Source organism: Agromyces mediolanus, assembly GCF_023715325.1.
In the GTDB taxonomy this organism is placed as follows: domain Bacteria; phylum Actinomycetota; class Actinomycetes; order Actinomycetales; family Microbacteriaceae; genus Agromyces; species Agromyces mediolanus_A.
Map to the genome: position 1 here is coordinate 102082 of NZ_JAMBNX010000008.1, position 19413 is coordinate 121494.

The window sequence follows — 19413 nt, forward strand, 5'->3', positions numbered from 1 at the left end:
GACTCCATTAGTTCATCCAGTGCACCAGTTACGTCAACTGCACTAATGGGCTATCATCGAAATCATGGTGGATGTCGACTTGCCCGACTGCGGGGTTGCGCGGTTTCTGCTCCTGTTTGACGGCCCGTGGGCCACGCTCATCATCCGCGAGTTGCTGCACGGACCGCAGCGGTTCGGAGAGCTCCGTGACGCCCTGCCCGGCATCAGCGCGCACACGCTGACCAACCGCCTGCGGCTCTTCGAGTCGCGCGGGCTCCTCAGGCGCACCGCGTTCCCCGAGATCCCCCCTCGGGTCGTCTACGAGCTCACCGATCTCGGTCGGAGCCTCCGGCCCGTGCTCGATGCGATGTACGCCTGGGGCAAGGCTGCCCCGGTCTCCGCGTTCGTCTCGGCATCCGATCCCGCCTGAGGCGCTGACGGATGCCCCGGAAGCGACGCGCCCCGGCGACACCGGTGACCTCGCCAGGGCGCGTCAGCCGGTCGAACTGGATCGAGCAGTAGCCAACCGGCCCCTCACCCCTCTGCGGTGCGGACGGAACGCAGACTTACGGAGGCGCCACATCGCGGTCGCTATCCCTTCGTCGACCAGCGCGTCGGGAGCGGTTCGTGCTTGCGCGCGCCGCACGGCTTCTTCGCGGCTTGGACGCAAGACGATGTCGTGCAGCCGGGGCCGCACCGGCTCGCCATCGGCACCGCGCCGGCGTCCGCGTGCATGCGCTCCAGCTTTGCGAGCGGGAGGTCTCGCCCTGCGGCAGATCGCTAACCGCGATCGAGCCCTCGAGACCAATCTCGTGCTCGCCCTCACCCGATTCACTCCACTGCTCGAACTCGGATGATCGAATCATCCGCAGCTCTCGGGGCGATCGACGTTCACCTGGATCGACTCTTCGGACCGCAGCAGCAGTAGGGCCCGAGCTAGGAAATAGATGACCTCGGCCGGGGGCTCCGGCCCGCGGACCGATGCCTCCAGCACACAAGCCTCCACCGATGCGCGCGCACCCAGGAATCGCTCGCGCAGCAGCGCGAGCGGATCTCAAGCGCGGGAGGCGTTCTCCTGCGCGACGATGAACTGCCCAAAGCACGCGAGGTCGTCCTCCGCTCCGTTCTCGACCCGCTTGAAGGCCTTGTTCACGATGCTGTAGGTGCCGCCGCTCGTCGGGCTGGCGATCGAAAAGTGAAGGACCTCTGGGATATCGAGCTCGGGGAAGTCGTTTACCGCCACCCAGCGGAACCCGTGGTTGCGGACAAGTACCTCGCCGGCGTAGAAGCCGGAAGCCGCGGTAACCTCGGCGGTCCGCTCACTGCCGCGCTCCTCGAAGTGCGTGAGGATGCTGTCGACGTCCGCAAGGCTTCGAATCGAGTAGTCGAGGCGGTCGAAGATGTCCTGCACGGCCTTGACGCCGATGGCGAGACCGCCACTGTCGTGTGCCATCAGATCGGCGAGAAAGTGGTCCAGTGTCCCCTGATCTCCCTTTCTTCTTCCGGCGTGCCGTTCGCGTTGCGGTGTCCGCCGAGCTCCAGACATCGATGCCCTCCAGCCACAGGGAATAGTCGCTGAGGTCGACCCGGAGGGGGAACCGCGGGTCGCGCACTTCGGGGAGCGCGGCGGTGCGGTCATCTTCCGGCATGAATGCGTTGCGATAGCTCTGGCAGACGTATTGCGACAGGGTCGACTTGCCTTGGCCAGGTGCCCCGCGAACGAGCGTGAATGGCGCTGAAGCGCCGAGCAGGTACTTTGCGGCGCCGCCCACGGGCGCGGCGGGCTGGATCGGTCCCCTCGCACGATTGGGGGAATGCACGCGGTCGGCGGTGACGTCCACGAAGAGGTCAGCGACAAGTTCTCTGTCGACGTCCGCCTGGCTAAACTTGACACGCTTATCGTCATCCCACTGGGTCGCGACGACCTTGCAGATTACATCCCGATGCCCTCGGGCAGCGGCTGGTCCGATGCTCTCGGTGATGAGGTGGCGGACTAGATCCCAGCCCGCGAGCATTTGCGTAGGCCCATTTGAGCTCCGTCGGCGCGTTGTCCACCCACGGGTTCAGGCGTTCCCTCCACACGCAGCTCATCTCGTCAAAACCGAAATCGGATGCGGCTGCCTGGAGGATGGAGTCCAGCCGATCGTAAGTGCCGACCTTCGGCTTGGCCGTGCTCGGGATGTTCGTCACAAGCCGGTACTGTCGGACCCCCTCGGCCGCCAGCCGGCGGAGGTTATCTTCCTCGCCACGCATGGTTTGCTCGAGCCATTTCACGGGATCCTTCTCTTTCCCACGAAGGGACCACTTCGTCTGATAGACGACCAGCTTGGCAGGGTCTTCGGTCTGGATACCGTCGCGCGCTCCGTCTGACTGTCTGAGTGCCATCGGTGTGAAGCCCGGGTACTCGCGGGCGAGCAGAGCGTTCACAAGCTGCTGAAAGTCATGGTCGCCGAGGCGCTCGTAGAGATACCGGTGTTCACTCTCGGCCCGAGACGCGCCTCCTCACGGGTGCCCCGGTGGTGACATGATGAACGGGGGTATTGCTTGATCCAGTGTGGCCCACCTTCATCCGCGTGAAGGCCCGGCGCGCGGGGCCGGGGGGCGCGCACAGATCCGTCGCGCGGGCACTGCCCGCAACTGGATCGCTCGCGTCAGAAGGACTTGCGGCCATCAATGCGAGCTTGGGCCCCGCAGCAGCGAGCCCTGCCGCATGGATGCCCCGGACCTCACGCTCCAGCATCCGGTGGTCGAGCGGCCCTTTCGAGCGCCCCAATCGCGTCTACGCACGCCCGATTCACCGTCCGCACGAACTGTGCCATCACGACGTGAAGCAACTGAACCGAAGAGCCTGGCACCTTCGACGTCGCCAGGTGCGCAAGTGTCATATAGGAGAAGTGAGAGAGGTCGCTGAGCATCCCCCACGTCATGAACTCCTGGCTCTGAGCACCGTACGAGCTGGTGATCGGCCTTCGCGTTGAGAGCGGGGCCATCACAGCGCCAGGATCCAACGAGAGCAGTTCGGCAACCGCCCTGAAGTGCTCGCGGACGCTCAACTTTTCGCGGGCCACGTGTTCTTCGAGCATGGTGTCCTGAACAGCCGCTTCACCGCCTACGCCCGTGGCTACCAGTGCGAGCCGATTCTGATTCGTTGCGAAGTGCTCGGACTCCTGGTGGAGCGCTTGGAGTGCTCGTGTCAGCCGCTCGCCCCGCTCCGTGGGCTGCTGGAGCCAAACGATCGTGCTCGCATCCTCGAGAGCCGCGCGCATGAGCGGGTACATGACCGTCGCGTCCAGATAGAACTGCCCGACCTCGGTATCGAATACAAGTCGGTGTAGCGCGCGAAGCATTCTTGCGATGTTCCAGGCACGTTCCCGAAGGTACCGCGAGACAGCTGGCGGTGAGTCGACAACCTCCACAGCCTCGTTGTCGCTGTGCTCACGTGAGCCGACGATGAAATCCTCGTCCGCGAGTTGGGCGATGCGGGCCGCAATTCGCTTCCATTCTTCGCACCTTGTCCAAAGCGAGACGGTGGTCACTTCGGGATCGACGGGGCTCAGCCCGCTCACGTGACTATCCTTCCGCATGCCGGAGCGCGGCCGGGGGCTTGCCGTAAACGTCGCGGCCACCTCACCATCAAAGCCTCCTTGCAAAGAGGGGCGAAGACAGAGCGTGAGCAGTCCACATTCGACTCAGTCCACTGACGCGCGTCGTGCACCCCGCCTCCAGCCTGCACGCGACCCGTCCTCAACGCGCAGTGCACGCCCGAGGAACCGGCATTAGTCAAGCAGCACCGTGTCCGCGATCTTTGTTGCTACCTCATCGAGCGATTCGTAGTCGGAAGTCGTCAGTCCCGAGTGCGAAGCAAGCAACGGGCTTACATCGAGGAGTTCCTGGAACGTCGTTCCATGGGCAATCGGAATGACACGACCGGTTGAGAGCAACACCGATAGTTCTTTGTCGGCGATCCCCTCAGCGTTAAGGCTCTTCAAGAGCGCGGGAGTGACAAGCACGATACCCGCGCGCGAGTTCTTCAATCCCTTGTCAATCTGCCGCATCAGAGGCGTCCCGAGAGGCACATCCTTCTCGCTGAACCAGACCTTCACGTCTAGACCCGTGAGGAGGTCGTAGAACTCAAGCGCCGCTCCGGCTCGGTCGTCCCATGCGTGGCAGAGGAAGAGGTCGCGACGGTCGGTCTCAGCCAGCCTTACAACGTGCTCGTGAACGGGATTGAGGGTGCGGTACTCGGACGTGGAGTAGGACACGGCCGTCCGGCGGGATCGGCTCGAACTACTCGATGTTCCAGTCCCGCCGCCGGACCGACGACTGGTGTAGCTCGAATACCGTGTCGGCGTCGGAGCCACCGAGGGCGTGTAAGTCGGCCGGGGCGGCGTGTAGTCGTCATACGCCGGGTGGCGACTACGGCTCGATGAGCGGTAACGGCAGGCCGGGCAATTCGCGGCACCACTCGCGGTGCGGTGGCCCTCGCGGGGCGCTGTGCATTGCGTCATAGCCAAGATTGTACGGTCAGGCTCCTACATGGCCGCACGGTCGCGCCTACGCGGCCGCCGCTGCTTCCGAAAGACGGGTGCAGCTGGACAACAGCTCCTTGACCGAGCATCACTCAAATGACCTGTACTCCTGCGTGCCTACGTCCGATCACTGCGCCGCGGTCACATCGGAACCCCGATCGATTCGCCGCGCTTGGAGAGCCGGTCTTCGAGCTCGAGGTCTTTGAGCCAGTACGCGACCAGGTCCGGGAACGGGCTGTCCGGGGTGAGCGCCGAGGACGACGGCTGGAAGAGGGTCCGGTCGGCGAGCTTCGCCTTCAACGCCCGCTCGGCGGATTTCCGTGTATCCCCGGTCGCCTGGACAAGCCGGGTCTTGCCGTCCCAGTCGCGGTAGCGGGCGCGCGCGACGACACGTCCGCCGGGGCTTACGAGATGGCCGATCTCCCCGAAGGTGCCGATGGTCAAACGCTGCCGGCTCATCGGATCACCTCCCCTCTGGAGAGGCAGGTGGTTCGGGGTCGCGTTGCTGCTCCATCCAGGTCCGCACGTCCGAGAGCACGAACTTCAGATGCTTCCCGAAGCGATACGCGCGCGGACCGAGACCGCGGGTGCGCCAGTCGTAGACCGCGGAGACAGGCACGCCCAGATAGGTGGCCAACTCGTTGACGTCGAACAGCGGCTCCAGGCCCCAGGGGTTGCCGGCCGGGCTGTGTTCGGCATCAACACCGAACAGGTGCGTCCTGCTCCCACCCACGAACCGGGAGCAACCGACACGGTCGCTCGGCTACCGGAGCGCGGCGGTCCGAAAGGGCCGTGAGGGCGTCAAAGTGATGGGTTCTCGGTGGGAGTATCAATTTCCTTAACCTCAAAAGTCCCGGAAACCCTTAGGTTTCCGGGACTTTCTGGTCGGGCTGACAGGATTTGAACCTGCGACCCCTTGACCCCCAGGCGTCCAGACGCATACGCCGGGGCCAAAATCCGCGTGTTTCCGGGTCTCAGATCATGCAGAGCACGTCACGAGATGCATGGATTTCATGATTCTGGTCCCCTTTTGGTCCCCCTCAATGCGGACCCCAACCGCTCCGCCTTCAAACCAGCGCACTGTCGTGGCCCGGAAGCACCTGCATTTGGTTGACAGGACATTCACTGCGGTTCGCATGGCGAGTTCCGCTCGCGCAACTTGCCGCCGACCTTGAGCAACGATGCGCGAGAGGTTCGTCCATCGAAGGCTTCCTGAATCCAGCTTCTCAAGGAGCTCTGGCTCGTGGGCGGAACGTAGTAGTTCGCGTAACCCGTCTCGCCGTTAGGCGCAAGGTTGGCCGACAACCGCGCGGGGATGCTAGGGCTAGACCCAGCGACTGACGGGAGCTGAACTGCTAGAAGCCCGTTCGGAGTGGGGTCCGAACGAAGGCTCGTATATATCTCCCAGTCCACAAACTTTCGAGCCCAGGTGCACTCACCAATCGCCACGAGAGTCACAGTCGAGTCCCGCAGGAACTTGGACTTGATCGTTTGACGGATGTACGCGACGTTCGTCGAATCTATGATGTCGGAGCCATCTTCTTCCATGCCTATAGCTCGCGGTATGAAAACATCGGTGTTCCCCTCAATGAACTCGAGAACCTCCACCGCATCCACTGCGTGATAGCTAATAAACACTTTATGACGAATAGGCGACGATGCTGTCTTTCGATCTCCCTCCGCAACACTTTGGTACTGCCGTGTTATTGCAGCCAACTCCCGTAGCGCGCCCTGGGTGCGCGAACTGTACATGCCCACAGATTCTCCTAACGCGCCTGCTCTATTACTGCCCTGAGCCGTTCAATAACATCTTCCGGGTCGCCATACCTAGCCAAGAAGCCCAGTTGGTACTTCGTGGATCGAACCTGATCAGCGTTGCCATGCCGAGCCGCCTCCGCGTACTGTTCCGCAACCTCGTCAACAGGCTTACCGCCTTCAAGACACTCATGCAGCGTCAGTTCCGCGCGTGTTGCAAGTGCCCAGTAGTCAGTCGGCCCGTCCGCGATCGCAAGCCTATTGAGGAAACGGGAGACCGTGAGAACCTCGTTAAATTCCTCTCGGAAGGAATCGTCTCTCTCCCGCCCGCCGAGGCGAAGTGCCATAAGCAGGTTGACCCCCGTGTAGTAGCTAGGGTCGCTTTCGAAGCCGGCACGATACTTCTCTGCCATCTCCCGGAAAAGACTCACCGCAACGGCTGGATCCCCGCTGTCGAGCTGCTTCTCTAGCTCTCGTTTGATCAGTCCTCCCCAGCTACCGTATGTCTCAGAGTCCGCGTACCCGGCCTTCTCGGCGTCCTCAAGATATGTGCGAGCCGTGCGCCAGAGCTCCTGCCTGGTTTCGGGGTCTTGTGCATCCTCCCCTAAGCGCCGGTAGACCATGACGCTCTCCTGAAGCCAGATTCGATGTAGCGGATCATCTGGGGTTGGCTGAGTGAGTTCTAGTAGCGCCCGTGCGTCCTCGTAGGCCCCTTCCGCATGCAGTCCAATAGCCAGTTCGATCCGGAGGCTGCGACGTAGCCCTTCGTGGACTTCCGTCGCGCTGGCTACCCATTCCGCTGCAGCCTTCATCGCGACCGCGTCAGATGACTTGATCGCCACACTTATCCTGTCGCGCGCCCCGTTCTCAACGGTTAACGCGGCGGCGACCTGCGAGAGCTGGGAGTAGGGTCTAGTCAACGCGGCGAGATCGAACCAGCTATGCGCTGGACTATCCACTTCGAGTTCACTGGTCACGCGTTCAATAACAGGTCGCAGGGCTCGAATTGCTTCCTCGGCTTGCGTATCCGAAACCGCCTGCCCGCGCGTGAATGAATGAATGCGGATCATGTTGATATCGAAGGGTGGGGCGGAGCGCGCGTGCCCTTCAACATGTGGATTGATCAGAACGGTAGCTCGGTCTGCGAATATGTGTCTAACGCCGAGCTCATACGCGACATTGAAATTCGTGGCCGTAAGATCAACCAATGCGAGGTCAGAATTCGCTAAGGCCGCTATCATGCCCGAGTGTATGATTCCACTGTCGGTCTCGAGATCTGCCCTGTTCCAGCTAATATCAGCATCTTCCAACAGTGGACGATAAACCCTGTGAAAAGCCGGATCGCAGTCCACCTTCTTCCCGGTACGAACATCCTTTTTAACCCCGTAGGGCATGACGATGAAAGCCGATACTTGGTCATGAATGGGAGCCAAATCCAACACGAAATGCCCCCTCTCCTCGGCTCGTAGAACGAGGTTGTCAGTGACCGTCGGCGCCCCGGGGTCGGGCGTCGGGCGGATAGCGACGACCCAGACGCGTTCGTCCGTTCCTTCAACCAATGCGCCGGCGTCGTCAAGCATGGCGAGGTTGTGTTCGTTGAACGCTTCCGCGGTCTCTTGGACTGGACGATCCCCTTCTACTAAATCGACGGCCACGTCACTGACTATCCGGTCAAAATGTGCGAGCCAGCGAGCGCCCCTTGGCTCAACGCTAGTTCTCCTGAAATCCTCCTTCGCGAAGGGCAGGAGCACGCGTAGTGGAATACCCTCCGACAACGCCGCGCGAGCAAAGAGAATGTCTGAACCAGAAGCCAGTGCTCCAACCAAGCGACTTGGCTGAAGCGATTGAAAGAGCCCTCTGAGCCGTGTCAGAAGCTCTTCCTCGGACCCTTCGGGCAACCGAGCCACTGCTCGTCCAACCTCATCGGCCTGAACTCCCGCGTACAGAATGATCACTTGGCTACCTCCGATGTAGGACGCCCCGCGATGCGTGCCTGGGGTGCTATCAAGTTCATCGACCGCATGTGGTTGGCGTGTTCATCGGCATACTCTTGCCCCGAGAGGTGGCAGCGATCGCTCGTTCGATCGCGTCGCCGAACTGGTTGACGTCAGATGGCGAGCTCCAGTCGAGAATCTCGGCACCATACTCTGTTAGCCCTTCGGGCACAGGAGCATCGGGGTCGATACGGATGCCGATGATCCCTTTCCCCTGCTCTTTGCTCCATTGGATCTCTTTTTCGACCCACTCGCTCTGCGCCGTCTCCTTGCCGATGAGCACGATCGTCGCCGATGACCCCTTGATCTTCTCCTTGATCTTCCGACTGATGTAGTCGGAGTTCTGGCTCTTTACGGGGTCGAGTAAGTGTCGTCCGGTGAAGTCCACGTTGACGTTTTTGTTGTAGGTCATCAGGTTGAGGCCGCGAGCCTTCATCTGGTCGGCATGCTGGTAGCTGATGAATACGCGACGGGTCATGCGTCCTCCTCGGCTGGCGCAAGAGTCGCCATCTGCTTACAAAGCGGGCATCTCTTTAGTAGAGCGCCGCTCTTGATGACGTAACCGCACTCGCGGCATCGCCACTTGCGGTTCTTGGAGCTGTTCGGAACCTTGGACAGTTCTGCATCGGTTTGGTAATAGCCGGCGGCGTCGTCCCAGGTGAAGCCGAACTCCCTCCCCCACGATGGGTATGCATATCCAGATCGGGCGCGGGCAAATGTCTCGACGCGGGCCACCTCGCTCAGGTAATCTGCAGTGCGGTCTGGCCGATTGTCACAGAGTTTACGGAGTTCTGAAGTCGTAGCGACGTCTATCGGCTTCATCGTACGGAACTGAGCAGAGCAGATTGTCGCCAACGGTTCGGGCAGGTCGCTCGCCAGGATGGGCTCAATGAAGCGCATGGTTGCCGCCGCGAGAGCGTAGTCGCGATTCACTGCCCCTTGAGTACCTTCGGTGTACCAGCCGACGTGGTAGTAGCCGGACACAACACGACCTTGGTGCTTCCTTCTAGTCGTAAGAAAAAACACGGTCGCCGCGCCGTCGTTGACGATGCGGTTTCGCATCGATGGTTCACAGGTGGAGAACAGCCCGTAGGTTCCGGTCTCGATGTTTGGGTCACTCTTGTTGTCTGCAGGCCGAGTGATCTCGCGAACCGGCCATCGGGCGAGAGGCTCCGAAAAGTAGACAGAGAGGTATCCACGTCCAGCGTCCGATAGCTCTCGCCACGGGTCGCCGAGGCGACGCGCCGTCGCGCCTCCCGCCGTAACCCCGTCATCTCGCATACCTTGATGCTAGTGGTGACCTCTGACACATCCCGGGAGCCACGCTGGATGGAGCGGAGGAGCTGGGATGTCTGAGACAAGCCTCGTCATCCGACCAGGTGCCGTCGTCGTCTTCGAGGGACTCGACCGAACCGGGAAGTCGACGCAGCTGGAGCGACTCCGAGCTGCGGTCGGGAACAGTTCGACGGTATTCGCCCACATGCCGAGCGGTTTCACTCCCTTCACCAAGAGCGTGTATCTGGCGTTGGAGGGCGCGACCGCCGACGAGAGACCCACGTCGGGTCTGGCGCAGCAACTCGCGCATCTTGCGTGTCACGCTGAGTCGATCCGAGAACTCGAGCGGGCGGTCGAGATGCAGTCGTTGATCCTCGATCGCTGGTGGTGGTCGGCCCTCGCCTACGGGTGGTACGGCGGATCGGTGGAGCAATCTGGGTTGTCCGAGGGGAGCTTTCGCGAGCTCATCAAAACGATCTGGGCGCCTATCGTCCCATCGGTCGTGTTTGTATTCGTTGAACCCCATCATGTTGACGGCAACAACACAGAGGGCGTAGAGGCGGGTTACCGTGCGCTCATCGAAGAGCACTCTGATCTCGCGGTTGTCATTCCGAGCGGCAGCGAAGAGTCAACATACGCTTTGGTAACAGCAAGCCTCCTCGAACGAGGGCTTGCTTACCTGGGACAAGCACGGTGACCTTTCGTGACTATCTACAAGGATGCCCAAACCGCGTTCATGGAGGAACTGCGATGCATCATCGACGCCGGTGAAACCATCGAGGTCCGCGGCGAGACCACACGTGAGTTGCGCGCTCGGCTCATCGAGATCTCAAACGTTCGCGCCCGGCATGTCATCGTGCCCCACCGGCACAACAATGTGTTTGCCTCCATCGCCGAGAGCATGTGGGTGATCTACGGACGTAACGATCTGGATTACCTTGGAGCGTATCTGAGGCGCGCCTCCGATTTTTCTGACGACGGGGTTACGTGGAGAGCAGGCTACGGTCCGCGACTACGCGACTGGAACGGGGTCGACCAGCTCTCGGAGGTTGTCAAGATCCTCCGCTCCGACCCGTCCTCTCGGCGTGCGGTCATCAGCATCTACGACCCAGATCGCGACTTCGTCGCCAGCCGCGATATTCCGTGCAACAACTGGCTCCACTTCATAGTCCGAGACGGGCACCTCGACCTTCATGTGGCGGCGCGCAGTACCGATATCTGGTGGGGGTTCTCGGGTATCAACACCTTCGAGTGGACCCTACTGCTCGAAATGATGGCCCGTTGGCTCGGCCACGATCCCGGCCGCCTCGTCTTCTTCAGTTCCTCTCTGCACCTGTACGAGCGGCACTTTGACAAAGCCTCCCAGGTCGTGCTCGCACCGCCGAGCTCGGGCGAGCTTCCCAATGATGAGTCACAGGCGCGATTCGATACAGACTGGGAAAGGTCAAGCGGTGAGTTCGAAGAATGGATGCGGCTCGAAGCTCAGTTGCGTTCCGGGCACGAGCTCAAGCAGCTCGAATGTCGCCTGACTGACCCCCTCCTGATTGCCTACGTTCGCATGATCGACGTGTTCTGGGTAGCGAAACGCGGAGCCGACCCTGATCTTCTTAATCAGTTGATCAGAGAAGTCGGGGACAGTGGCCTGACGGCCGCAGCGACCGAGTACTTTGGTCGTCGCCACCACCAGCAGCACTGAAAACCGGGCTCAGGCAGTCACCGCAGGCTCGGCGAGATCGGCCGAAGCGCGCTCATTAATTCCCCACTTAGGCGGAAAGAACGGTGTCGCAGGCAGCCCGTGAGGCGCAAACTGCTGCTTGATCCGACTACGGCCGCCGACGCCACGGATGTGAGGATGCATCACTCGTGCGTACTTGTCCGTCTCGCAAAAGAGGTTCTGACAATCAATGAGAGTCAACGCGCGACCAAAGAGATCGCTGAACTGGATTCCGTTCTGGTCGAACTGGTCCTCTTGTGTATCGACCATCCAACGAATCACATCTTCAGCGGATGCACCATTGAGATCTGGAAAGCACTTCGCTACCCCGCTGCGTGCACCCGGGCCCGGGACAACGAAGTCGTTCTCATCGAAATCGATGACCGAAGTGTAGTTGAGGTCAATCGCAAGCTGATAGGAAAGGAAAGGACCCAGCGACGGGTACGACGCAATCGTTTCAAACACTTCCCGAAGCGACTTGGCAGCCTCGACCTGCGCCACCACTCCTGATCTCATCATGTGCTCGATCAGTAGCAAATGGTTGCGGTGCTTACGAGCTGCGCCGAAGGGCGGTGGCGGGACGATGTAGGCCGCTGAGTACACCCTTTCCCCACGCGCGAGCAGAAGATCGAGAACACCACTGAACGTATCGACGTCGAACGAATCGGCCGTGATCTCGTCAAACCGTGACTCCAGCGCCTCCCACGTCGATGGCTTGTTGAAGAAGCGGAAGAGCATGACCCGAAGCACAACGTCAGCTGCGTTCTGAGAGCCTTCGTAAGCTACGCGGATCAAGTCCTGTGAGACACGGTCAGCCGCGCGATACGCGTTCGTAAAGCGAAACCGCGAGATAACCGGATCATCGGTCCAAGGCCCCGGTTCTCCTCGTAACCTCGCGTGATAGACATGTTGCCGCTCAGCAGCAAAATACCAGTAGGAAGAGAGAACCTCGGACACCTGAACGCTGTGGCGACCGACTCGTACGCGGCGCATCCGCACTCCGTCCCGTGGGTCATTACTTTCTTTCAAGGTTGCCATGGACAGCCCTGCCGAGCTCGGAGGCGCGCCAAGCCCAGCAGCGGGGGCACACCCCATCGGATCGCACGCCTCTCGGCCCGCGACATGCCTCATCCTGCCGTCCCGAACGCCCGCTCGAGATGCTCAGCCGTGGCGGGGTTCACGGTCTCGCTGCGCTGGATGTAGTGCTGCATCGTGATCCGCGGGTCGGTGTGCCCGAGGAGCTCGGAGGCGAGGAGCGCGCCTTGCGCGTCGTTGACAACCGTGGCGACGGTGCGGCGGAAGCGGTGCGGGGTGACGTTCTCGATCCCGGCCGCGTCCATCACGTCGCGCAGGAGCCGACGGATGTTGTTCGTCGTGTGCGGGGTCCCGACCCGCGTGGTGAACAACAGCGCGCCTGGTTCGGTGTCGCTGCTACGCAGCAGGCGCGAGCGGATCGCCTGCATCGCGAACGACGGCAGCGCGACGCGGCGAACCGAGCGATCCGTCTTCGGATGATCCTGCCGGTGCGTCGGCTCACCCTTGCGGCTGATGATCGTCCCGGCGATCCGTACCGTCGGGATCGGGTCATCCACGTGAAGATCCTGGAGGCGGATGGCGAGGACTTCGCCGATGCGGGCGGAGGTGCCGAGCATGACCTCGACGATCTGCCCGAGTTGCCGATCCGGCCTCGGACCCGCCACTATCCGCCGGGACTCCCAGGCCTTGATCGCGGCACGGATCTCCTGCACCTCGCCGATCGTGAACGCGTCCGGGATCGTCTTCTTCCGGTGCAGCCGGGAGACGTGGTCCATCGGATTGCGGGGCAGGATCTCGTGTCGGACCGCGAGCGCGAGCGCGAGTCGGAGAACGACGCGGGCGTGCTTGGCGCGGCTGTAGCTGCGTCTGGCGAGTTGCTTGAGGAAGTAGTCGCAACGGGCGACCCCGATCTCCCGGAGCGTGAGGTCTTTGAATGCAGGGAAGACGAGGGCGCGCATGTCCCGCTCGTAGAGATTCCTCGTGGTTCGGGAGAGGCGGTCTTCGATCTCCATGTCTTCCAGCCAGTACGTGACGAGCTCTGGGAACGAGCTGTCGGCGCTCATCCCGTTGAATCCGGGCTGGTAGAGGGAGCGTTCGGCGAGCTTCTGCTTGAGCTTGCGCTCCGCGGCAGCGCGTGAGGGCCCTGTGGCTTGGACGAGTCGGTTGCTCCCGTCCCAGTCCCGGTACCGGGCGCGGGCCACGTGGTTGCCGTTCGGCCGGGCGCGGATGGCGATGACGCCGAAGGTACCGATCGGTGTGCGTGGCCTACCCACGCGCTCCCTCCCCCGCTCCAGGAAAGGTGGCAGCCCCGGAAGGGGCGGCGGGCTCGCGCATGGTGTCCATCCAGGCGCGGATGTCGGTGATACCGAACATGATGCGCTTGCCGAAGCGGTAGGCGCGCGGCCCTTTGCCGTTGGTACGCCAGTCGTAGATAGTGGAGACGGGCACGCCGAGGTAGCCCGCGAGTTCGTCGATGTTCAGGAGCGGTTCGAGACCGTGAGGGTTGGACCGTTGTTCTTCGTTCATCCCTACAGTCTCAAAGCCTATGACACGCAGCGATGCCGTCCGGGTGCTTCTCGAGACGAGGGACGCAACCGCTGTTGCGGTATGGACGGGTCACGCAGATCGGGCGATGCGTCCGACCCCACGCCCCCGGAAGGTCCGCCGTTTGCCATCTTCGCAGACAGCCCACCCGACGATACAGGTCGTCTCATGTCACCCCTGACACTTGAAGCGGGTTCCTGGCACCGACCGACACCTTCTCGGACCCAAAACCCTGTGAACGTAGTCACTTCGACGTCCATTTATGGAGTGGGAGAAGGACTAATGATGTTGACGACTACGGGCGCGGGAGTGTCATCCAGCGGAGCTGCCCACGATACGGCGTGAGCGACTGCGAGCAATACCAAGCCAAGCAACGCGATCAGGAACCCATCACGGAAGACCGTGACCATCGCGCGACGTGTCCTTGACGTCACGTACGTTGCCCAGACGTACTGACGAAGCTCCTCGCGCTGTCCGTCCTTGAGGTGGGCGAATTCTTTGACGTCCACGACGCCTAAAACCTTCTTCGATACCGCGACGCCCCCGCAGGGAGTCTCCGCGGGCACACAGCGGGTGCGCAGCATCCATCGCCTGCGCCATGGATTCGATGACGACTCTCCCGTCTGACATTGAGCTAGTGGCAAGCGCACTGGCCGATTACTGCACCAGATGGCCGATCTCTGCATGCTCTGCGCGCACTTGTACTTATTTAGAGACGGTCGGTCTAAATTCGCTGTCATGACCGACATCGCAACTCGACCTCGCCGAGGGCGCCCCCCGAAGATCCCTCGCGAGCACGGAGACACGCGCGAGGCGCTGTTGCGCTGCGGCATGGAAGTCCTCACAACGCAGGGCATGAGCGCGACCGGCATCGACGCGGTCCTGAAGCGTGTCGGCGTGCCGAAGGGCTCCTTCTACCACTACTTCGACAGCAAGGACGCGTTCGGATTCGAGGTGCTGCAACGGTATGCGGACTACTTCGCTCGCAAGCTCGACCGATGGCTGCTCGAAGAGGGGCCGTCGCCGCTGGAACGCCTGACGCGGTTCGTGGACGATGCCAAGGCCGGCATGGTACGGCATGACTTCGAACGAGGGTGCCTAGTCGGCAATCTCGGCCAAGAGGTCTCCACCCTCCCCGACGGCTACCGGGAAGCGCTCGAAGACGTGCTGCGCGACTGGGAACGTCGCGTCGCGGCGTGCCTGCAACTGGCCGCAGACGCAGACGAGATCCCGCCCGGCTCCGACTGCGACGAACTGGCGTCGTTCTTCTGGGTGGGTTGGGAAGGCGCGATCCTTCGCGCCCGCCTGACCCGCGACGTCCGGCCGATGGAAGTGTTCTTCGCCGGTTACCTCGCATCCGTCCGCATCCATCCCGGGAGAGCATGATGTTCAGCGCAATCTCCATCGACAAGACCGATGCCGGATACCAGGCAGCGCTGCGCGAACTCGATGAGAGTGAGCTACCTGACGGTGACGTCACGGTGCGCGTGTCGTACAGCGGCCTGAACTACAAAGATGCCCTCGCGATCACGGGAAAGGCTCCGGTCGTGCGTCGCTTCCCGATGGTGCCCGGGATCGACCTCGCCGGTGTCGTGGAACACAGCGACAGCCCCTCTTATGCGCCTGGCGACCGGGTGCTGGTGAACGGCTGGGGCATCGGCGAGACGCACTGGGGCGGTCTCAGCCAGCGGGCTCGCGTGAGTGCGGACTGGCTCGTGCCGGTTCCTGATGCGATCTCGGAGCGGCAGGCCATGTCGATCGGCACGGCCGGATACACGGCCATGCTCTCCCTCATGGCCCTCGAGTCGCACGGCCTCACCACTGATTCGGGTGACGTCCTTGTCACGGGCGCGAACGGTGGGGTCGGCGGGTTCGCGATCGCGCTGCTGGCACGCGGCGGCTACTCGGTCGTTGCGTCGACCGGCCGTCCCGTTGAAGCCGATTACCTGCGCCGCCTTGGCGCCACGACGATCGTCGACCGGACAGAGCTGTCGGGGCCGGGCCGGCCGCTCGGCAAGGAACGCTGGGCGGCTGCGATCGACTCCGTCGGTAGCCATACCCTTGCGAATGCCTGTGCCGGGACGAAGGCGGGCGGCGCCGTCGCCGCATGCGGGAACGCACAGGGCATGGATCTGCCCGCCACTGTCGCACCGTTCATCCTGCGCGGGGTGAGCTTGCTCGGCATCAACAGCGTCACCCAGCCCCGCGACAAGCGCGTCGCAGCGTGGAACCGCCTGGCCGACGAGCTCGACCTGGACTTGCTGCCCGCGATGAGCCGCGAGGTCGGCCTGAGCGAGGCCCTCTCCGTTGCCGATGACCTTCTGGACGGCCGCATCCGCGGCCGGATCGTCGTCGACGTGAACCGCTGACCATCCCCCAAGACCACACAAACGAAAGAGGAAGACCATGACGAAGATCACCGTGCTCGGAGCGGGCGGACGTATCGCAAGACACGCCATCGCCGCGCTTCTCGAGGAGCCTGCCAACGAGCTGACCCTCTACCTGCGTCGCCCCCAGAGCCTGCCGGATGCTCCCAGCGACCGCGTCCAGATCGTCGAGGGCGACGTGCTCGACAACGAACTCCTCACACGCACCGCCACGGGACAGGACATCGTCTACGCGAACCTCGGCGGAGGCGACATCGAAGCTCAGGCCCGCGCCGTCGTCGCAGCGCTGACCGCCGCGGGAACACGACGGTTGATCTGGATCTCCACCCTCGGCATCTACGACGAGGTGCCCGGTGAGTACGGCAAGTGGAACCACCGGATGCTCGACGGCGGATACCTGCAGACGTACAGCGCCGCCGCGAAATTGATCGAGGAGTCCAACCTCGACTACACGATCATCCGTCCCGCGTGGCTGTCGGACGCCGACGAGGTCGACTACGAGCTGACCCAGAAGGGCGAGCCCTTCCAGGGCACCGAGGTGTCCCGCAAGAGCGTCGGCGCGCTCGTCGCCGAACTCGTCAAGAACCCGGCCGACAGCATCGGCGCCTCGCTCGGCGTGAACAAGCCCGGCACCGACGGCGACAAGCCATCCTGGTACTGAACGGAGCATGCCATGACCGCTTTGGACACGCTCACCGAGAACGGCTTGTCCCTCGGGATCGAGCTGCCCCTGGACAACGATCTCGCCCGACGAGACGTCTCCGGTCAGGGACTCTTCCCTGACCTGACCCGGCATCAGGAGCGTGCGCAGCTCGCCGACCGGCTCGGGTTCCGGGCGCTCTGGCTGCGGGACGTGCCGATGTGGCGACCGCGTGACTTCGGCGACGCCGGACAGGTCTTCGACCCCATCCCCTACCTCGGCTACCTCGCCGCATCGACCGAGCACATCCTGCTCGGAACAGCGGGGATCGTGCTCCCCTTGCGGCATCCAGTCGCGCTCGCGAAGGAAGCTGCAACCGTGGATGTCCTCTCCGGTGGGCGGCTGCTGCTCGGCCTCGCCTCGGGCGACAGGCCGGGTGAGTACCCGTTCTTCGGAGTCGATTTCGATCGTCGGGGAGAGACCTATCGCGACGGTGTGCGCGTGCTGCGTGAGATCTGGTCGCAGGCGGCGCTGGGCCGGATCGATCAGGACTCGTTCCTGCCCGCCCCTGCGGACGGGACGATTCCACTGATCGGGATCGGTGGCGCGCAGCAGTCTCCTGCGTGGGCGGCAGAGCACCTCGACGCGCACATGACGTACCACCGTGCAGGTCCGCAGATGCGCGCCGTCGCTGCGCAGTGGCGGGCGATATCGCTCAAGCCGTTCATGACGAACCTCTACCTCGACCTCGCGGAGAACCCGGACGCTCCCTTCGAGCCGATCCGCCTCGGTGCACGGGTCGGCACCACCGGTCTCACCGATTACCTCACCGGACTGGCAGCGGCAGGGGTCGTGCACGTCAACCTCGTGCTGCGGCCGGGACGACGAGACGTTGAAGACGTCATGGAGGAGATCGGACAAGACGTCATCCCCGCCCTCCGAGCCCGAACCGCATCAGAGCCAGCCGGCGCAGACATCCGATCGTGACCGAATCCACCGAAACAAGAAACAAACGAGCAGGGAGAACGATTGATATGAGCAGCACAGACACCATCGCCACGACTGCGAGCGACCCGACAGCGGTTGTCGCGACCGCGCAGTTCCTTACCCCCGTCGTACTCGGCCTTCAGGGGCTGACCATCAACGCCAAGCAGGCGCACTGGCACGTGCGTGGCTCGAACTTCGTCGGCGTCCACGAGTTGCTGGACACCATCGCAGGCAACGCCGGCGAGTTCGCCGACGCGGCAGCGGAACGCATCGTCGCCCTCGGCCTCCCGCTCGACGCCCGCGTCAGCGCGGTCGCCGAGAAGAGCTCCGGGACAAGCGTCCCGGCCGGCTTCGCGAACTCAGACGACCTCGTGCACGCGGTGATCGCAGACATCGACAGGCTCCTCGCCGACGTCCGCGCAGCGGTCGATGGCCTCGACGGCATCGACCTGACCAGTCAGGACGTCGCGATCGAGATCCAGCGAGGTCTCGACAAGGACCGCTGGTTCCTCGTGTCTCACATCGCAGCCTGACCGACCTGCCAAAGCGGCGCCTCTCACCGGTCCGGTGAGAGGCGCCGCGCGCACTACGTGGTGCAGTCGGACAACACGGGCTAATCGAGGATCGCGGTGACTTCGAGCTCAACGAGAACGTCCGGCTCGAAGAGGTAGTCGACCCCGATCAGGGACGCGGGCGGCAGGGGCTGAGGCAGCTTCAGCTCCTCAGCGACCCGAGCGATCCCGTCCATGAAAGGTGCGATCTTCTCGGGCTCCCATTCGGTGACGTAGAAGGTCAACCGAAGCGCATCGTCGAAGGATGCACCCGCGCCTGCGAGCGCACGAGCTGTGTTGCGGAGAACCTCCGCGACCTGACCCGCGAGATCGTTGATCGCGATGGGCTTTCCTTCCGCACTACGGGCGACCTGGCCGCTGATATGCACGTGACGCGTGCCGGTGCCAATGGCGACGTGATCATACGGCGTTCCTGGCTGGAGACCGGCAGGACTGAAGCGTGTGACTGGCATAGAAGGTCCTCTTCGTTGGTGGTTTACTATTGATACTTGGTAGTTGAAGGACACTTCAAGGAGACCTGGTTTCATGGCCGATACCGACGCCGTATGCGAAAGCGAGCTGCGTATCGCGACGCCGCATCGCGAGCTGCTCGACCAGGTGCTCGACAAGTGGTCACTCAGCGTGCTCAACGAACTGTGCGAGCGACCCTGTCGGTTCAACGAGTTACGGCGTGCGATTCCGGGAGTGACGCAGAAGTCCCTCACGGCGACGTTGCGTCGGCTGGAGCGAAACGGAGTCGTGCAACGCCGAGTCATCAGCACGCGGCCGGTGGCCGTCGAGTACGGGATCACCGCCTTGGGCAAAACGTTGCGCGGGCCGATTGACGCGCTCGTCGCCTGGGCAGATGAGCAACTGCCGAACATTGAACGCGCACGCATCGCCTTCGACGAAGACGAACAGTAGACGTCGGGACATCTTTCCCCTCGCGACCAAGCAAGAGCGCGGCTCAGCTCTCTGTGTCGGATGTTCAGGCTTTGCGCCTTCTCTGTCTCCCATGACGG

The 19413-nt window shown here is 62.8% G+C and carries 23 protein-coding genes; 10 read left to right on the top strand and 13 right to left on the bottom strand.

Going from position 1 to position 19413, the window contains the following annotated elements; translation table 11 throughout:
- Positions 1 to 64 precede the first annotated feature (64 nt).
- Complete coding sequence (locus M3147_RS14460; protein ID WP_251204175.1) at positions 65 to 409, top strand: winged helix-turn-helix transcriptional regulator; 345 nt, start codon at positions 65 to 67, stop codon at positions 407 to 409.
- Positions 410 to 1033: 624 nt separating this feature from the next.
- Here the strand turns inward: M3147_RS14460 and M3147_RS14465 are convergent.
- Entirely contained in the window at positions 1034 to 1432 is a 399-nt protein-coding gene (locus M3147_RS14465; protein ID WP_251204176.1) for a hypothetical protein, read from the bottom strand.
- A 361-nt stretch (positions 1433 to 1793) separates the two neighbouring features.
- Here M3147_RS14465 and M3147_RS14470 point away from each other — a divergent pair, with 361 nt between their 5' ends.
- Positions 1794 to 1976 carry a hypothetical protein gene (locus M3147_RS14470; protein ID WP_251204177.1) on the top strand — a complete coding sequence of 61 codons (183 nt, stop codon included), beginning with the start codon at positions 1794 to 1796 and terminating at the stop codon, positions 1974 to 1976.
- A 729-nt stretch (positions 1977 to 2705) separates the two neighbouring features.
- Here the strand turns inward: M3147_RS14470 and M3147_RS14475 are convergent.
- The 8 genes from M3147_RS14475 to M3147_RS14505 form a co-directional block, all read right to left on the bottom strand.
- Positions 2706 to 3545, bottom strand: a complete 840-nt coding sequence (locus M3147_RS14475; protein ID WP_251204178.1) for a hypothetical protein — start codon at positions 3543 to 3545, stop codon at positions 2706 to 2708.
- 210 nt (positions 3546 to 3755) lie between these two features.
- Entirely contained in the window at positions 3756 to 4241 is a 486-nt protein-coding gene (locus M3147_RS14480) for a toll/interleukin-1 receptor domain-containing protein (RefSeq protein ID WP_251204179.1), read from the bottom strand.
- A gap of 408 nt (positions 4242 to 4649) precedes the next feature.
- Positions 4650 to 4967 (bottom strand): hypothetical protein, encoded by a 318-nt coding sequence (locus M3147_RS14485; protein ID WP_251204180.1) that lies wholly within the window; start codon positions 4965 to 4967, stop codon positions 4650 to 4652.
- Positions 4968 to 4971: 4 nt separating this feature from the next.
- Entirely contained in the window at positions 4972 to 5241 is a 270-nt protein-coding gene (locus M3147_RS14490) for a helix-turn-helix domain-containing protein (protein ID WP_251204181.1), read from the bottom strand.
- A 389-nt stretch (positions 5242 to 5630) separates the two neighbouring features.
- Positions 5631 to 6260 (bottom strand): TIR domain-containing protein, encoded by a 630-nt coding sequence (locus M3147_RS19650; RefSeq protein WP_368859832.1) that lies wholly within the window; start codon positions 6258 to 6260, stop codon positions 5631 to 5633.
- 14 nt (positions 6261 to 6274) lie between these two features.
- Positions 6275 to 8014: a tetratricopeptide repeat-containing protein gene (locus M3147_RS14495; protein ID WP_175987975.1), complete on the bottom strand. Its 1740-nt coding sequence runs from the start codon at positions 8012 to 8014 to the stop codon at positions 6275 to 6277.
- A gap of 259 nt (positions 8015 to 8273) precedes the next feature.
- On the bottom strand, positions 8274 to 8735 hold the full coding sequence (locus M3147_RS14500) for a TIR domain-containing protein (RefSeq protein ID WP_251204182.1): 462 nt from the start codon (positions 8733 to 8735) through the stop codon (positions 8274 to 8276).
- On the bottom strand, positions 8732 to 9319 hold the full coding sequence (locus M3147_RS14505; RefSeq protein ID WP_251204183.1) for a rubredoxin-like domain-containing protein: 588 nt from the start codon (positions 9317 to 9319) through the stop codon (positions 8732 to 8734). Before M3147_RS14505 ends, M3147_RS14500 begins: the two co-directional genes overlap by 4 nt.
- A 286-nt stretch (positions 9320 to 9605) precedes the next feature.
- Between M3147_RS14505 and M3147_RS14510 the strand changes: the two genes are divergently transcribed.
- Positions 9606 to 10229: a hypothetical protein gene (locus M3147_RS14510; protein WP_175987969.1), complete on the top strand. Its 624-nt coding sequence runs from the start codon at positions 9606 to 9608 to the stop codon at positions 10227 to 10229.
- 6 nt (positions 10230 to 10235) lie between these two features.
- The gene (locus tag M3147_RS14515) at positions 10236 to 11228 is read left to right on the top strand and encodes a thymidylate synthase (RefSeq protein ID WP_175987967.1); all 993 of its coding nucleotides are present in this window, start codon (positions 10236 to 10238) and stop codon (positions 11226 to 11228) included.
- A 9-nt stretch (positions 11229 to 11237) separates the two neighbouring features.
- On the opposite strand, the gene M3147_RS14520 is transcribed toward M3147_RS14515, so the two are convergent.
- The 3 genes from M3147_RS14520 to M3147_RS14530 form a co-directional block, all read right to left on the bottom strand.
- Positions 11238 to 12284: a nucleotide kinase domain-containing protein gene (locus M3147_RS14520; RefSeq protein ID WP_251204184.1), complete on the bottom strand. Its 1047-nt coding sequence runs from the start codon at positions 12282 to 12284 to the stop codon at positions 11238 to 11240.
- Between the two features lie 89 nt (positions 12285 to 12373).
- A complete protein-coding gene (locus M3147_RS14525; protein ID WP_251204185.1) occupies positions 12374 to 13555 on the bottom strand; it encodes a tyrosine-type recombinase/integrase in 1182 nt (393 codons plus the stop codon).
- Positions 13548 to 13808, bottom strand: coding sequence for a helix-turn-helix transcriptional regulator (locus M3147_RS14530; RefSeq protein ID WP_170154387.1), 261 nt, complete (start codon positions 13806 to 13808; stop codon positions 13548 to 13550). Before M3147_RS14530 ends, M3147_RS14525 begins: the two co-directional genes overlap by 8 nt.
- A 756-nt stretch (positions 13809 to 14564) precedes the next feature.
- On the opposite strand from M3147_RS14530, the gene acuR reads away from it, so the two are divergent.
- The 5 genes from acuR to M3147_RS14555 are packed head-to-tail and all read left to right on the top strand — an operon-like array spanning position 14565 to position 18373.
- Positions 14565 to 15212 carry an acrylate utilization transcriptional regulator AcuR gene (acuR, locus tag M3147_RS14535; RefSeq protein WP_083325314.1) on the top strand — a complete coding sequence of 216 codons (648 nt, stop codon included), beginning with the start codon at positions 14565 to 14567 and terminating at the stop codon, positions 15210 to 15212.
- Complete coding sequence (gene acuI, locus M3147_RS14540) at positions 15212 to 16195, top strand: acrylyl-CoA reductase (NADPH) (RefSeq protein ID WP_070709079.1); 984 nt, start codon at positions 15212 to 15214, stop codon at positions 16193 to 16195. The genes acuR and acuI overlap by 1 nt, the downstream gene beginning before the upstream one ends.
- A 37-nt stretch (positions 16196 to 16232) precedes the next feature.
- Complete coding sequence (locus M3147_RS14545) at positions 16233 to 16874, top strand: SDR family oxidoreductase (protein ID WP_020622159.1); 642 nt, start codon at positions 16233 to 16235, stop codon at positions 16872 to 16874.
- Between the two features lie 12 nt (positions 16875 to 16886).
- Complete coding sequence (locus M3147_RS14550; protein WP_020622158.1) at positions 16887 to 17840, top strand: TIGR03571 family LLM class oxidoreductase; 954 nt, start codon at positions 16887 to 16889, stop codon at positions 17838 to 17840.
- Between the two features lie 47 nt (positions 17841 to 17887).
- Positions 17888 to 18373 carry a Dps family protein gene (locus tag M3147_RS14555; RefSeq protein WP_020622157.1) on the top strand — a complete coding sequence of 162 codons (486 nt, stop codon included), beginning with the start codon at positions 17888 to 17890 and terminating at the stop codon, positions 18371 to 18373.
- An 80-nt stretch (positions 18374 to 18453) separates the two neighbouring features.
- On the opposite strand, the gene M3147_RS14560 is transcribed toward M3147_RS14555, so the two are convergent.
- Entirely contained in the window at positions 18454 to 18864 is a 411-nt protein-coding gene (locus M3147_RS14560; protein WP_043276424.1) for a RidA family protein, read from the bottom strand.
- Between the two features lie 73 nt (positions 18865 to 18937).
- Between M3147_RS14560 and M3147_RS14565 the strand changes: the two genes are divergently transcribed.
- Positions 18938 to 19315 carry a winged helix-turn-helix transcriptional regulator gene (locus M3147_RS14565; protein WP_020622155.1) on the top strand — a complete coding sequence of 126 codons (378 nt, stop codon included), beginning with the start codon at positions 18938 to 18940 and terminating at the stop codon, positions 19313 to 19315.
- Positions 19316 to 19413 lie beyond the last annotated feature (98 nt).

What these genes read in the sequence shown, in the direction of transcription:
- M3147_RS14555 (WP_020622157.1), top strand. Translation starts at nt 17,888, where the DNA reads ATGAGCAGCACAGACACCATCGCCACGACTGCGAGCGACCCGACAGCG.
- M3147_RS14510 (WP_175987969.1), top strand. Translation starts at nt 9,606, where the DNA reads ATGTCTGAGACAAGCCTCGTCATCCGACCAGGTGCCGTCGTCGTCTTC.
- M3147_RS14520 (WP_251204184.1), bottom strand. Translation starts at nt 12,284, where the DNA reads ATGGCAACCTTGAAAGAAAGTAATGACCCACGGGACGGAGTGCGGATG.
- acuR (WP_083325314.1), top strand. Translation starts at nt 14,565, where the DNA reads ATGACCGACATCGCAACTCGACCTCGCCGAGGGCGCCCCCCGAAGATC.
- M3147_RS14560 (WP_043276424.1), bottom strand. Translation starts at nt 18,864, where the DNA reads ATGCCAGTCACACGCTTCAGTCCTGCCGGTCTCCAGCCAGGAACGCCG.
- M3147_RS14500 (WP_251204182.1), bottom strand. Translation starts at nt 8,735, where the DNA reads ATGACCCGTCGCGTATTCATCAGCTACCAGCATGCCGACCAGATGAAG.
- M3147_RS14470 (WP_251204177.1), top strand. Translation starts at nt 1,794, where the DNA reads ATGCACGCGGTCGGCGGTGACGTCCACGAAGAGGTCAGCGACAAGTTC.
- acuI (WP_070709079.1), top strand. Translation starts at nt 15,212, where the DNA reads ATGTTCAGCGCAATCTCCATCGACAAGACCGATGCCGGATACCAGGCA.
- M3147_RS14565 (WP_020622155.1), top strand. Translation starts at nt 18,938, where the DNA reads ATGGCCGATACCGACGCCGTATGCGAAAGCGAGCTGCGTATCGCGACG.
- M3147_RS14530 (WP_170154387.1), bottom strand. Translation starts at nt 13,808, where the DNA reads ATGAACGAAGAACAACGGTCCAACCCTCACGGTCTCGAACCGCTCCTG.
- M3147_RS14460 (WP_251204175.1), top strand. Translation starts at nt 65, where the DNA reads ATGGTGGATGTCGACTTGCCCGACTGCGGGGTTGCGCGGTTTCTGCTC.
- M3147_RS14505 (WP_251204183.1), bottom strand. Translation starts at nt 9,319, where the DNA reads ATGCGAAACCGCATCGTCAACGACGGCGCGGCGACCGTGTTTTTTCTT.
- M3147_RS14465 (WP_251204176.1), bottom strand. Translation starts at nt 1,432, where the DNA reads ATGGCACACGACAGTGGCGGTCTCGCCATCGGCGTCAAGGCCGTGCAG.
- M3147_RS14485 (WP_251204180.1), bottom strand. Translation starts at nt 4,967, where the DNA reads ATGAGCCGGCAGCGTTTGACCATCGGCACCTTCGGGGAGATCGGCCAT.
- M3147_RS19650 (WP_368859832.1), bottom strand. Translation starts at nt 6,260, where the DNA reads ATGTACAGTTCGCGCACCCAGGGCGCGCTACGGGAGTTGGCTGCAATA.
- M3147_RS14550 (WP_020622158.1), top strand. Translation starts at nt 16,887, where the DNA reads ATGACCGCTTTGGACACGCTCACCGAGAACGGCTTGTCCCTCGGGATC.
- M3147_RS14545 (WP_020622159.1), top strand. Translation starts at nt 16,233, where the DNA reads ATGACGAAGATCACCGTGCTCGGAGCGGGCGGACGTATCGCAAGACAC.